Below are 13,106 nucleotides of genomic sequence, written 5' to 3'. Positions count from 1 at the left end.
GTGGCGATCCATACGGTGCGGATGGTGAAAAGATGACGAAGAGAGGGTGTGGTTTGGCTATGGATGACGCTGGCGATTACCGCTATACGCGACGACGCCGAGCGATCACGGTGGCGGTTTCCGTCGTGGCCACCGTCGCACTGTGCGTCGGCTATGCAGTGGCCGACGTGTGCGATGTCGCACCGGGCGTCCTCACATTGCGCCATGTCGAACATTCGACGGTCGCCGCTGCCGGCCGTTCGATCGAGGCGGCCGACGTGATCGCCGACATCGACGCTTCCAAGACCATCGATCCGGCCGCTGCGCGCGCGCTGACCGACGCGTTCCGAGCCTCAGCCGCCGGCTTCGGCGGCGAATTCTCCATCGCCATCGCCGACGCGTCGGGCAACGTGGCCGCGGAAAACAACATCGACGTGCCCCGCACGCCAGCATCCACCATGAAAACGTTGACGGCGTATGCGGCCGCCGTCGAACTCGACATGGGCAAGACCCTGGACACGCAGACCTATCTGGAACAGTCCCAGGACGGCACCGCGCGTCTGGTGCTCAAAGGCAACGGCGACATGCTGTTGGGAGCCGGAGCGTCCGACGCGAACCACATCAACGGACGTGCCGGATTGGGCACGCTTGCCGGGCGGACCGCACAGGCGTTGCGGCAGCGTGGCATCACCTCCGTGACATTGGCTTATGACGACACACTGTTCGGCAACGACCGCTGGCCGCAAGGCATCGCCGAACTCGACACGGACCACCTGTACTACGCCCCGACAGCTTCCATGGCCGTGGACGGCGGCAGGAATTGGAACGGGACAGGTCCGGCCAATCCTGATGTGTTCTCGGCGTATCCGGCATTGAGCATGCAGCCGGCGCGTGACGCGGCGCTGGTGTTCCAGCAGCGGCTGGCCGAACAGGGCATCACGGTTCAGGGATTTGTATCGCAAGGCACGGTTGCGGGGGCATCCCATCCGCTTGCCTCCGTGCGTTCGGCGTCGTTGAACGAGATTATGGCGTTCACCATGCGGCATTCCGACAATTCGCTCGCCGAGGAATTCGGCAGGCTGCTGGCGTTGCAGGTCGGCGCGGACAATTCGCCGGCTGGCGCGGTGCAGGCTGTGAAAAGCGTGCTGGAGCGCAAAGGCATCACTACGACCGGGCTCGACATGCGCAATTGTTCGGGACTTACGGAGGATTCGAAACTGACGGCGCGCACCCTGCTCGAAGTGCAACTGCGCAATCTGGCTGCGGGATCGGGGGCGGCCGCAGCCGAAGGAATGTCCGTCATGGGCTTCGTCGGCACCGCTGAGAGCCGTCTGAACGATGCTGACGAAGCGGGGCTGATCCGTGTGAAAACCGGCAGTCTGGGCGACGTGACCTCCATGACCGGCAATGTGTCGCGGTTGAACGGCGGAGCGTTGACCTTCGCGGTGATCGTCAACAATCCCACCGATTTCGCGGCGGCGAAGGCGGCCATCGACACATTCGTGGCCGGTCTGCCGAAGCTGTGAACGGCCACGTGTGAATCTTCCCAGCGGATATTCAGCATATAGCCAGAAACACGTCATTCGCATGTGCCAAGATGGTGGGCATGCGAATCGCTGACGTACAAGAAGACATTGATCACGAGCTGATCAGCAAAGAAGAGATCTCCGACATCATCAACCGTGCCGCGGCACAAGCCAGTGAAGACTATCGTGGCAAGAACCCGCTGCTGGTCTGCGTGCTCAAGGGGGCCGTGAACACGCTTGCGGCGTTTTCCCAGGCCATGAGCATTCCGGTCCAAATGGATTTCATGAGCCTGTCGAGCTACGGTTCCGGCACGGAGTCGAGCGGCAAGATCACGGTTCGTCAGGATCTGTCCACGGATGTGCGAGGACGCCATGTGCTGATCGTCGAGGACATCATCGATTCGGGCATCACCCTGGCTTGGCTGGTCGACGAGCTCAAGCGCCGTGGAGCGGCTTCCGTGGAAATTTTTGCGCTTCTGGAGAAGCCGGCACGTCGCAAGGTCAATGTTGATGTGAAATACAAGGGACGTGAGATTCCCGATGAATTCGTGGTCGGTTTCGGCTTGGATTACGACGAGTACTACCGCAACCTCGATTCGATCGCGGTGCTGAAGCCGTCAGTCTATGAAGGAGGTCAGGCATGAGTTTCCCTGGTCCGAACCAGCCGCCAAGCAATGGCGGCGGCAACAAGCCCAACGGGGGCAATAACCCGTTCACCAATCCGTTTAGCCGCAACAATGACGGCAAGAACGGTGGCAGCGGGGCGAACGGCAACAAGTCCAACGGCCCCCGTCCGTTCTGGCAGTCGCCGTGGCTGTGGGTTGTGGTCGTGGCATTGCTTGCCGTGACCATGTTCCAGCTTTTCGCCGGTGCGGGCTCGCAGACCATCGACACCAAGGATGGCATGCAGATCCTCAACGGCAACACCGTCGAGTATGCGACGATCGTGGACAACACCCAGCAGGTCAAGCTCAAGCTGTCGAGCGATTACTCCGCCACCGACCCGGACACCGGACGTACGAAGAACTACGGCAAGAACGTGCAGTTCTACTACACGTATGCGCAGTCCGCGGCCGTGGTCAAGGCCGTGCAGAAGGCCGATCCGGCCAAGGGCTGGACCGCGTCCATGCAGCAGACCAGCATTTGGACCTACCTGCTCACCTCGCTGTTGCCGTTCCTGATCATCTTCGGCCTGTTCTGGTTCCTGATGAGCCGTATGGGCGGTGCCGCCGGCGGCATGTTCGGCATGGGCGGCAAGAAGAACAGCGGCAAACTGCTCGACGGCCAGACCCCGACCACCAAGTTCTCCGACGTGGCCGGCGAAGACGCTGCCGTGCAGGAGGTCGAGGAAATCAAGGACTTCCTCAAGGACCCGTCCCGTTACAAGGCTTTGGGCGCCCGCATTCCGCGCGGCGTGCTGCTGTACGGCCCTCCAGGCACCGGTAAGACGCTGCTGGCGCGCGCCATCGCAGGCGAGGCCGGCGTGCCGTTCTACTCCATGGCCGGCTCCGACTTCGTGGAGATGTTCGTGGGCCTTGGCGCCTCCCGTGTGCGTGACCTGTTCGATGAGGCCAAGAAGAACGCTCCGGCCATCATCTTCATCGATGAGATTGACGCTGTCGGCCGCAAGCGTGGCGGTTCCGGCATGAGCGGTGGCCACGACGAACGCGAGCAGACGCTGAACCAGCTGCTCGTCGAGATGGACGGCTTCGACAACGATACGAACCTCATCATCATCGCTGCGACCAACCGTCCGGATGTGCTCGATCCGGCATTGCTGCGCCCGGGTCGTTTCGACCGTCAGGTGGCCGTCGAAGCACCTGATTTGGAAGGCCGCGAGGCGATTCTGAAGGTACACGCCAAGGGCAAGCCGTTCGTGCCGGACGTCGACCTGCATATGATCGCCGTGCGCACGCCGGGCTTCACCGGCGCCGACCTTGCCAACGTGTTGAACGAAGCCGCGTTGCTGTGCGCCCGTGCCGGCGCCCAGCTCATCGACAACCGCGCCATCGACGAGGCCATCGACCGTGTTCAGGCCGGTCCGAAGCGTCGTTCCAAGGGCATGGCTCTCGACGAGCTGCGCAACACCGCATATCACGAGGGTGGCCATGCGCTGGTCGCGGCCGCCATGAACGACACCGATCCGGTGACCAAGGTGACGATTCTGCCGCGCGGCCGTGCACTGGGCTACACCGCGGTCATGCCAACCGAGGACCGTTACTCCATGTCCCGCAACCAGCTGCTCGATCAGATGGCGTACGCCATGGGCGGCCGTACCGCCGAAGAGGTCGTGTTCCACGACCCGACCACCGGTGCTTCCAACGATATCGAAAAGGCCACGAACATCGCGCGTCAGATGGTGCTCGACTACGGCTTCTCCGAGAAGCTTGGCGCCATCAAGTGGTCCGATGACGAGCAAAGCGATCTCGGCGCGCTCACCCACAAGTACTCCGCGCACACCGCCGAAATCATCGACGAGGAAGTGCTCAAGCTTGTGGAGACCGCGCATACCGAAGCATGGAACGTCATCAACGAGAACCGCGACATCCTCGACGAGCTGGTACGTCAGCTGCTCGTCAAGGAAACGCTCAACGAGAAGGAGCTTGCCGCCATCTTCGCCAACATCAAGAAGGCGCCGAAGCGCGAGGTCTGGTTGAGCGACGAGAAGCGTCCGGACTCCGACATTCCGCCGGTCCCGATTCCCGACAAGCTGAAGCAAAGCGCAGGATTGACCAACTGATGAGCGATACCGATTTCGATACCCTCTTCGACGACAAGGCCCGTGCCGCTCATGCGGCCGGGCCTGTCGGCTATGACGAGGAAGGCGTGCGCCAGGCCGTGCGCCTGTTCTTGAAGTCCATCGGCGAGGATCCGGACCGTGAAGGTCTGCTGGACACGCCGGACCGTATCGGGCGCGCGTGCAAGGAGCTGTTCGCCGGCCTCGGACACGGGCCAGAGGAAGTTCTGAAAACCCGTTTCAAGGTGGACACCGACGAAATGGTCCTCGTACGCGACATCGAACTGTTCTCCGTCTGCGAGCATCATCTGCTGCCGTTCCATGGCGTGGCCCACGTCGGCTACATCCCGCAGAACGGCCAAGTGGCGGGCTTAAGCAAACTGGCACGGTTGGTGGAACTGTACGCACGCCGTCCGCAGGTGCAGGAGCGGCTCACCCAGCAGGTGGCCGACGCGTTGATGGAAGGCATCGACGCGCGTGGCGTGATCGTGGTCACCGAATGCGACCACATGTGCATGGCCATGCGTGGCGTCAAGAAGGCGCAGTCCCGTACCGTCACCTCGGCGGTGCGAGGATGCATGCGCGACGCGGCCACGCGGACCGAGGCGATGAGCCTGATTCTGTCGAACCATTCGTAAGTGCGCTTTACCGGGCGGAATCGGACAGAACCGAACGGAAGAACGGAATGAATGAAGGAAGAAAACCGATGGCGATTGATATGAAGGCGATTCATGATAGCCAGCGCACGTTGGTGATGGGCGTGCTCAACATCACGGAGGATTCCTTCTCCGACGGCGGCCTCTGGCTTGCTCCGGAGGCGGCCAAAGCCCATGGCGAGGCGATGATGAAAGCCGGTGCCGACATCATCGACATCGGAGCGGAATCCACCCGTCCGGGAGCCAAACGCGTCAGCGAAGCCGACGAGAAGGCCCGTGTGCTGGGCGCTGTGGACGCGCTGATTCCCGAAGGGGCGGTGCTGTCCATCGACACCACGCGCGCTTCGGTGGCGTTGGCCGCGCTCGAACATGGCGCGCAGATCATCAACGACGTGTCCGGCGGCCAGTTGGACCGCGAACTGCCGCATGTGGTGGCCGACCATTCCGACTGCCTGTACATCGTGCAGCATTGGCGTGGCTGGCTTGCCGGCGCCGCGGGCAATGTGCCGGACGCCGACACCTCCCGCTACGAGCATGGCGTGGTGAATGACGTGTATGACGAGCTGATGCGTCAGGTGGATGCGGTGCTTGAAGCCGGGGTGCAGGCCGAACAGGTCATCATCGACCCGGGCCTGGGCTTCTCCAAGCCGGGCGTGGAGCATAACCTGCCGATTCTGGCGGCGCTTGACCGGTTCAACGCGGCTGGCTATCCGGTGCTGATCGGCGCGTCCCGCAAACGTTTCGTCGGCTCGCTGCTTGCCGGCGCCGGTGTGACCGAGCCGGACATGGCCTCAAAAGACAACGCCACCGCGGCCATCAGCGCCCTGTGCGCGGAACATGGCGTGTGGGCCGTGCGCGTGCATGACGTGGCGAAAAGCCGCGACGCGGTCGCCGTCGGCAACGCATGGCGCGAGTATGCGAACGCGTGACCGTGCGAATCGCAGATAGTCACAACATCGCAATCGCGGAAATAATAGGAATACGGAACGTAGGAACGGCAAAGGAAGGCTGGTATGGATCAGATTCGACTGACGGGAATCCGCGCGACGGGCAAACATGGCGTGCTCGACTTCGAGCATGAGCGGGCCCAGACCTTCGTGGTGGACGCCACGCTGTTCCTCGACCTCGCTGCCGCCGGCCGTTCCGACGATCTGAACGACACCGTCGACTATGGTGCGATCGCCAAAGGCATCGTGGCCATCATCGAAGGCGAACACGTCGATTTGATTGAAAAGCTGGCCAATCGTATCGTCGGCATGATTCTCGGCTTTCCGGCCGTGTGCCGCACGCAGGTCACCGTGCATAAGCCGAATGCGCCGATCACCGTGCCGTTCGACGATGTCAGCGTGACCGTGGAACGTTCCCGTGAAACAGTTGGCAGTCCATCGCGTGAGCGGTCGTCGGAACATGGGCAGGTGCATCATGCCATCATCGCCATGGGAGGCAATCAGGGCGATGTGACCGCCACCTTGCGTGACGCCGTTCGGTGCATTGATGGGCTTCCCTCCACGCAGGTGACGGGGGTATCGCCGCTCTATCGGACCGACGCATGGGGCATGCCGGAAGGTACTGCGGAATTCCGCAATGCGGTCGTGTCCGTGGATACCAGGCTTTCGGCCGCCGAACTGCTGGCCGGTTTGCAGCGCATCGAAGCCTCGCATGGTCGCGTGCGCACCGACCATTGGACGTCGCGCACGCTCGATTTGGACATCATCGACTTTGACGGGCAGGAAAGCGCCGACCCCGACCTGACGTTGCCGCATCCGCGCGCATGGCAGCGGGCTTTCGTATTGGGGCCGTGGCTTGCGCTTGAACCGGACGCAGAACTCGGGGGAGCGCACGCCGGTTCCGTGGCGCAACTGCTGCACGAAACGTCCGACCGCGACCATATCGATGAGATCGCGGACGATTGGATGGTTGCCGGAGCTCAGGATCCCATAGTTCGCGATTCCGACATTGGGACGTCTGCAGATGACGTTGATGCGATTGACGATGCCGATTCTGTTGAATCCATTGATTCCATTGAATTTCCGGAAGGTACGGCGGCCTCCAAAGCAGCCGCTGCGGCCGCGGCGAAACCGGGACCGGCATCCCGTCGAGCGGTCATTTCCCTGGATAGCGTTTCAACTGATGCGGAACACCAGTTCCGTCAGGCGATCGTGGCCATCGACGCGCTTCCCGGCAACCAGGTGGAAGGTATTTCGCCGCTGTACCATGTCAGCCAGGTCGACGACTATCCGGACAAAATGGCCGCCGTCATGCAGATTTCCACGCGCATGGACGCGCGTGAGCTTATCGGTGCGTTGGAATCGGTGTCATCCTCCATTTCGGATGACCTCGACCTCGACCTTGTGGACATGGAAGGCGTGGTCCGCAACGAACCTGATTGCATGGTGCCGTGGCCGTCCGCACGTGAGCATGCGGCCGTGCTCGCCCCATGGTTCGACATGGATCCGGACGCGAAACTCGGCAGGGATCCGGTCGCGTTCCTGCTGGCGATGGCTCCGGACGCCGCGCAAGTGGGCATGCTGACCGACAATTGGATTATCGGAGACACGCTATGAGAGCACGCAGAACCCCTTGGTGGTCATTCGTCCTTGCGGCCGCGCTTGGCGTGCTGGCCGGCATGGGATTGGCGAAATACGGCGAGATTTCAGGCCTGCCGTTGGTTGGCGCACCCTGGATCGTGCCGGTGGTGCTGGCCGTGTTGGGCGGTGTGGTGCTGTACATGGCTCTGCAGATTCATAAATACACGACCAAAGATCCCGTCAAACGCGCGCAGCTCAAGCCATTGGACCCGCAGAAGGCGTTCGGCACGCTGGTGGCCTGCAAAGCGCTCGGACTTGCGGGCGCGGCGTTGGCCGGCTGGTACGGTGGGCAGATCATCATGAGTCTGCCGCATGGTGAGGCGGAATTCTATAGCCAAGCCATCATCGAATGCGTGGTGGCCTGCGTGGTATGCGTCGCCGACATGATCGTCGGCATCGTGGGGGAGTGGCTGTGCCGCATCCCGCCTATCGACGGGCCGGAAAGTCCGGCCGTGAAAAAGGCCGCACAGCGCAATCGCTATGCGGCCGCCGCCACGAAGGCGTCTACAAAATCGGCTACGAATCCTGCCACGAAATCGAAAGTCTGAACGTCAGACCTTCTTTAACTCCGTCTCAGTCCTTCTTCGGCACGCGGAACATCGCTTCCTGCGCCATGCAGGCCACCAGCTCGCCATCCTGTGTGTAGACCTTCGCTTGGCCCAAGCCGCGTCCGTGCGCCGCGGTCGGCGTGTCTTGCACGTACAGATGCCACTGGTTGATGTCGATGTCGCGGTACCACCACATCGAATGGTCGATGGACGCATACGAAATGCCCGGCGTGGCGATGCTTAAGCCAGCACGGCGCAGAATCGGCTCCAGCATGATCTGGTCGCAGCCCATCGCCAGCATCGCACGATGCATGACCTGCGGCACGTCCACCTTGCCGTCGGCCTTCATCCACACCATCTGCTTGCCGGAATCCTCGCTGGCGCTCTTCTTGTCGGCGCCAAGCATGATGGTGCGCGTCACATGGCGAATATCGAACGGCGACTTCTCCGCATAATACTTGGCGAACGGCGACTGTTCCGCATACGGCTCCATCAGTTGCTTCGCGCTGGTCAGGCTGTCGGGATCGGGAATGTTCTCAGGCATCGGGTCGGCGAATTCGATGCCTTCCTGGTCATGTTCCTGGAAGCTGGCGATTGCCGTCAAAATCGAGCCCTGCGCCTGCGTGACATTCACGCGACGGGCGGAGAAGGAACGTCCGTCACGCAGATTTTCCACGTCGAACAGCAGATCCTGACGGATATCGCCGGCCGAAATGAAATAGCCGTGGATGGAATTCGGCAGACGGGATGGAGCGACGGTTCTCGACGCGGCCATCAGCGACTGCGCGATGACCTGTCCGCCGTAGACTCGGCCAGTGGGGAAGTACAGGCTTTCGCCGTTGATATACGTATGGTTGCGATAGTTTGAGGGCGTGCCCAGCTGGAGCACCTTTGCCAGTCGCTGCAGCGGCGTCATGTCTGTCTGCGTCATGATGGCCTCGATTCCTTCCGCGTGTGGATAGCTCTTTATGCTGGCATCGAGTCTATCCATACGTAGTAAATTTCGTCGGATTGTTTTGTAACGAGTACGTGAGAAGAATGAACGGTTGGTTAGCGGCAACGGTTGACGTATGGCAAAGCGCCACCGCTCGTAATGAAGGGTGGCGCTTTGCTGAAATCTGCGCTTAACGCGACTCGATTGGATCTGTCTGCCTTTAGCGGGTCAGCTTGCGGTGCAGGCGGTGCGGGCGGGCCGCATCCTCGCCGAGACGGGCGATGCGGTTCTCCTGATAGGCCTGGAAGTTGCCTTCGAACCAGTACCAGTTGGCCGGATTCTCGTCGGTGCCCTCCCATGCGAGGATGTGCGTGGCCACACGGTCGAGGAACCAACGGTCGTGGGAGATCACCACGGCGCAGCCCGGGAAGGCGAGCAGCGCGTTTTCGAGGGATTCCAGGGTTTCGACGTCAAGGTCGTTGGTCGGTTCGTCGAGCAGCAGCAGGTTGCCGCCCTGCTTCAGGGTCAGCGCCAGGTTCAGACGGTTGCGTTCGCCGCCGGACAGCACGCCCACCAGCTTCTGCTGGTCGGAACCCTTGAAGCCGAAGGACGCCACGTAGGCGCGGGTCGGCACTTCCACTCCGGCCACCTCGATGAAGTCGAGTCCGTCGGACACGGCCTCCCACAGGTTCTTGTTCGGGTCAAGGCCGGCACGGTTCTGGTCGACGTAGCTGATCTTCACGGTGTCGCCGATCTTGAGCGAACCGGAGGTCAACGGCTCCAAGCCGACGATGGTCTTGAACAGGGTGGACTTGCCTACGCCGTTCGGGCCGATCACGCCGACGATGCCGTTACGCGGCAGGGTGAAGCTCAAGTCGTCGATGAGCACGCGGTCGCCGAACGCCTTGTGGATATGCTCGGCTTCCAGAACGGTGGAACCCAGACGCGGGCCGGCCGGAATCTGGATTTCGGAGAAGTCGAGCTTCTTGTTGTTGCGTGCCTCCTGCTCCATCTGGTCGTAACGTTCCAGACGGGCCTTGTTCTTGGCCTGACGGGCCTTCGGCGAGGAACGCACCCAGTCGAGCTCGCTCTTCAGGCGCTTGGCGAGCTTGGCGTCCTTGGCGCCCTGGATCTCCATACGCTTGGCCTTGGTCTCCAGGTAGGTGGAGTAGTTGCCCTTGTATGGATACAGGTGGCCGCGATCCACTTCGCAGATCCATTCGGCCACATTGTCCATGAAGTAACGATCGTGGGTGACGGCGATGACTGCGCCCTTGTACTGGTGCAGGAACTGCTCCAGCCACAGAATCGATTCGGCATCCAAATGGTTGGTGGGCTCGTCGAGCAGCAGCAGATCCGGAGCCTCAAGCAACAGCTTGCACAGTGCCACACGACGGCGCTCGCCACCGGAGCACACGCTCACCGGCGTATCCGGATCCGGGCACTGCAGAGCGTCCATGGCCTGCTCGAGCTGGGAGTCGAGATCCCAACCGTTGGCCGCGTCGATATCGTTCTGCAGCTTGCCCATTTCTTCCATCAGCGCGTCGAAATCGGCGTCCGGATTGGCCATTTCCTCGCCAATCTGGTTGAAACGCGCCACCTTTTCGGCGATCGGGCCGAATGCCATCTTGATGTTCTCGCCGACGGTCTTGGTGTCATCCAGCGGCGGTTCCTGCTGCAGAATGCCGACGGTGAAACCAGGGGTCAGGTAGGCTTCGCCGTTGGAAACGGTGTCGAGGCCGGCCATGATCTTCAGCAGCGTGGACTTACCCATGCCGTTCGGGCCGACGACGCCGATCTTCGCGCCCGGCAGGAAGCTCAGGGTCACATCGTCAAGAATCACTCGGTCGCCGTAAGCCTTGCGGGCCTTGATCATCTGGTAAATAAACTCAGCCAATGTTGTGTTCCATCCTTAAGAAACGTTGGAATTCCAGCGTTTTGCGTATGTCGGTCGACGGAAAATCGCACTTGTTCGCCGTGCTGTGGCGCGTTGCCGGCGCGACTGGTTGCGGACGAATCGCAAGTCTGCTGCGAACTCATCGAAGCCAAGTGTTTTCGGACCGTGTCCATACGCAAAGTACCATCGCCGATTATCCCATATCCCGTCTACACAGAGTGGCGGTTACTCGTAGGAGGCATGGGCGCCATTCGACGAAGGGCGATCCGGCATGTTCGATAATCCGACTTTGGCGAAAATCAGCGAAACCCATGGCAAGTCGGTCGCCTAGGTGATTCTGCGCTGGCTGGTGCAGCGGAACATCGTGGCGTTGCCCAAGTCCACGCATCGGGAACGAATGGAACAGAACATCGATGTATTCGACTTCACGCTGAGTGATGAGGAGATGGCGGCCGTCACCGCGCTGGATACCAAGACCAGCCTGTTCTTCCGCCATGACACCCCGGAGGCCGTCGATATGTTCGTTGGTTTCATCAAGGAACGCGCGGGACGGGAATGACGCTGACGTACTGAGAAAAAGGAAGTCCCGATGTTGCCCCCCGTAGGTGCTGCGGCGGCGATTTTCCTTGGTTTTTCCGCGCTTTTCGAGTGCGAGGGTGGTGGGTTGGCTGTTTTCGGCGGGCGGCTATTGATTGGTGGGCGGCAGGTCGGCGATCAGATGATCACGCCATCGCAGTGGTCGATCTCGTGTTGGATGATCTGCGCGGTGAAACCGGTGAACGCTGCGTGGCGCTCGCGGAATTTCCGATCCATATAATCCACTTCGATGCGCTGGTATCGGACGGTGCGGCGCTCGCCTTGGAGCGAGAGGCAACCTTCCGCCGTATCGAACGCGCCGTCTTCGGCGGTGATGTGTGGATTGAACATCACGAAAATGCGGCCGCCGAAATCCTCATCCACAAAAGCGATGATGCGCTTGGGAACGCCGATCATATTGGCCGCCATGCCCACGCAACCATTGCGATGCGCGTCCAACGTGTCTTTCAGGTCCTGTGCCACGGCCAGATCCTCTTCGTTGTTCTCGGCTGCGGCGGACGGCTGGCTCAAAAATGGGATGGACGTCATGATCTCACGCTGCATGTGATTCCTCTCGTTGGATGTTGCCGGTCTGCCAATATTGTAGCGTCGCATGGCTGCGAGACGGACGGCTGGGCGGACCTGTCCATTCCCTGACCGTTCGCGTCGGCTTCGGGATGTGAGGCACAACGTGTGCGGCTTGGACTGGTGCAATATGCTTGGGGTCATGGAAGACATGTTGCAATACCGCGAATATATGGCGCAGGCTCTTGAACTGGCCCGCAAGGGTGCGGGATGGGTGGACCCGAATCCGCTGGTAGGCGCGGTGGTGGTATCCGGTGGCGAGGTTCTCGCCACCGGATACCATGACCGGTATCGTGGCCCGCATGCGGAGCGTATGGCGTTCGACTATGCCGACGCGCACGGCATCGATCTGACTGGCGCCACGGTCATCGACACGCTTGAACCCTGCTGCCATGTCGGATCGCAGCCGGCGTGCACTGACTTGATTCTGGCGCACGGCATCGCACGCGTGGTGGTCGGATCGGTCGATCCGAACCCGATTGTGGCGGGCAAAGGCCTTCGCATCCTTGAGGAAGCGGGCGTCGAAGTGGTTCGCGACGTGATGCGGGAGGAATGCGACGCCATCAATCGCCATTTCTTCCACTACATCACCACGGGAAAGCCGTACATTGTGGACGGCAGAAGGCGTGCGGGTGAATCGGACTCTGAGTATGCGGTCCGTCGGCGCGAACTATATGCCACATATGCGGCGGTGCTTGCCGGAACTGAATCGGACGTTCCTGACGAGTCTTTCGCGCATTTCAACGGACCGGTCCAAGCCGTCGGCGCAGACGAAGTGGTGATTGGCGGCCACAGGCCGTTACTCCTGGAGGCCGGCGCGCTCGCCTGCACGGATCCAGACGAATGGCTGAGTGAGCTGGGCAAGCGCAAAATCGACAGCCTCATCGTGGAAAGCGACGAAGCATTCGAGCGGTTGTCCATGGCTTGCCAAAAAGACTGAAGCGCCATTCGTGTGTTGTTGGCCGTGTATCTCGCTTATAGATGGCGGATTCGTCTGCTTGTCCAGTGCTATCTCGCTTATAGGTGGCGGATGAATTTTGCGAAGAGGTCTTAGAGGGTGTAAATCATACCCTCTAAGAC

At 61.2% G+C, this 13,106-nt stretch carries 11 protein-coding genes and 1 pseudogene; 9 read left to right on the top strand and 3 right to left on the bottom strand.

What is annotated here, in order from left to right:
- Nucleotides 1-59 precede the first annotated feature (59 nt).
- The 7 genes from KSX58_RS00375 to KSX58_RS00345 all read left to right on the top strand — a co-directional run bounded on the left by KSX58_RS00375 (nucleotide 60) and on the right by KSX58_RS00345 (nucleotide 8,034).
- On the top strand, nucleotides 60-1,505 hold the full coding sequence (locus KSX58_RS00375; RefSeq protein WP_217735866.1) for a D-alanyl-D-alanine carboxypeptidase/D-alanyl-D-alanine-endopeptidase: 1,446 nt from the start codon (nucleotides 60-62) through the stop codon (nucleotides 1,503-1,505).
- 80 nt (nucleotides 1,506-1,585) lie between these two features.
- Nucleotides 1,586-2,149: a hypoxanthine phosphoribosyltransferase gene (gene hpt / locus KSX58_RS00370; protein WP_171024957.1), complete on the top strand. Its 564-nt coding sequence runs from the start codon at nucleotides 1,586-1,588 to the stop codon at nucleotides 2,147-2,149.
- A complete protein-coding gene (gene ftsH / locus KSX58_RS00365; RefSeq protein ID WP_021912996.1) occupies nucleotides 2,146-4,245 on the top strand; it encodes an ATP-dependent zinc metalloprotease FtsH in 2,100 nt (699 codons plus the stop codon). Before hpt ends, ftsH begins: the two co-directional genes overlap by 4 nt.
- Nucleotides 4,245-4,880: a GTP cyclohydrolase I FolE gene (gene folE / locus KSX58_RS00360; protein ID WP_021912997.1), complete on the top strand. Its 636-nt coding sequence runs from the start codon at nucleotides 4,245-4,247 to the stop codon at nucleotides 4,878-4,880. Before ftsH ends, folE begins: the two co-directional genes overlap by 1 nt.
- A 68-nt stretch (nucleotides 4,881-4,948) precedes the next feature.
- Complete coding sequence (gene folP / locus KSX58_RS00355) at nucleotides 4,949-5,827, top strand: dihydropteroate synthase (protein ID WP_003808269.1); 879 nt, start codon at nucleotides 4,949-4,951, stop codon at nucleotides 5,825-5,827.
- Between the two features lie 84 nt (nucleotides 5,828-5,911).
- Nucleotides 5,912-7,462 (top strand): 2-amino-4-hydroxy-6-hydroxymethyldihydropteridine diphosphokinase, encoded by a 1,551-nt coding sequence (gene folK / locus KSX58_RS00350; protein ID WP_118331779.1) that lies wholly within the window; start codon nucleotides 5,912-5,914, stop codon nucleotides 7,460-7,462.
- Nucleotides 7,459-8,034 (top strand): DUF3180 domain-containing protein, encoded by a 576-nt coding sequence (locus KSX58_RS00345; RefSeq protein ID WP_003808275.1) that lies wholly within the window; start codon nucleotides 7,459-7,461, stop codon nucleotides 8,032-8,034. The genes folK and KSX58_RS00345 overlap by 4 nt, the downstream gene beginning before the upstream one ends.
- A 25-nt stretch (nucleotides 8,035-8,059) precedes the next feature.
- Here KSX58_RS00345 and KSX58_RS00340 read toward each other — a convergent pair whose 3' ends face one another.
- Nucleotides 8,060-8,965 carry an acyl-CoA thioesterase II gene (locus KSX58_RS00340; protein ID WP_011742880.1) on the bottom strand — a complete coding sequence of 302 codons (906 nt, stop codon included), beginning with the start codon at nucleotides 8,963-8,965 and terminating at the stop codon, nucleotides 8,060-8,062.
- 223 nt (nucleotides 8,966-9,188) lie between these two features.
- Nucleotides 9,189-10,865: an energy-dependent translational throttle protein EttA gene (gene ettA, locus KSX58_RS00335; protein ID WP_003808281.1), complete on the bottom strand. Its 1,677-nt coding sequence runs from the start codon at nucleotides 10,863-10,865 to the stop codon at nucleotides 9,189-9,191.
- A gap of 223 nt (nucleotides 10,866-11,088) precedes the next feature.
- On the opposite strand from ettA, the pseudogene KSX58_RS10325 reads away from it, so the two are divergent.
- A pseudogene (locus KSX58_RS10325) lies at nucleotides 11,089-11,424 on the top strand (aldo/keto reductase); the annotation flags it as partial.
- A gap of 155 nt (nucleotides 11,425-11,579) precedes the next feature.
- Here KSX58_RS10325 and KSX58_RS00325 read toward each other — a convergent pair.
- The gene (locus tag KSX58_RS00325; protein ID WP_042990427.1) at nucleotides 11,580-12,005 is read right to left on the bottom strand and encodes a peptide deformylase; all 426 of its coding nucleotides are present in this window, start codon (nucleotides 12,003-12,005) and stop codon (nucleotides 11,580-11,582) included.
- A 163-nt stretch (nucleotides 12,006-12,168) separates the two neighbouring features.
- Between KSX58_RS00325 and KSX58_RS00320 the strand changes: the two genes are divergently transcribed.
- Nucleotides 12,169-12,966 (top strand): bifunctional diaminohydroxyphosphoribosylaminopyrimidine deaminase/5-amino-6-(5-phosphoribosylamino)uracil reductase RibD, encoded by a 798-nt coding sequence (locus KSX58_RS00320; protein WP_229029403.1) that lies wholly within the window; start codon nucleotides 12,169-12,171, stop codon nucleotides 12,964-12,966.
- The last annotated feature ends 140 nt before the right edge of the window (nucleotides 12,967-13,106 follow it).

This window comes from Bifidobacterium sp. MSK.17.10 (genome assembly GCF_019129655.1).
In the GTDB taxonomy this organism is placed as follows: Bacteria; Actinomycetota; Actinomycetes; order Actinomycetales; family Bifidobacteriaceae; genus Bifidobacterium; species Bifidobacterium adolescentis.
This window is presented reverse-complemented; position numbering and strand designations above follow the sequence as displayed.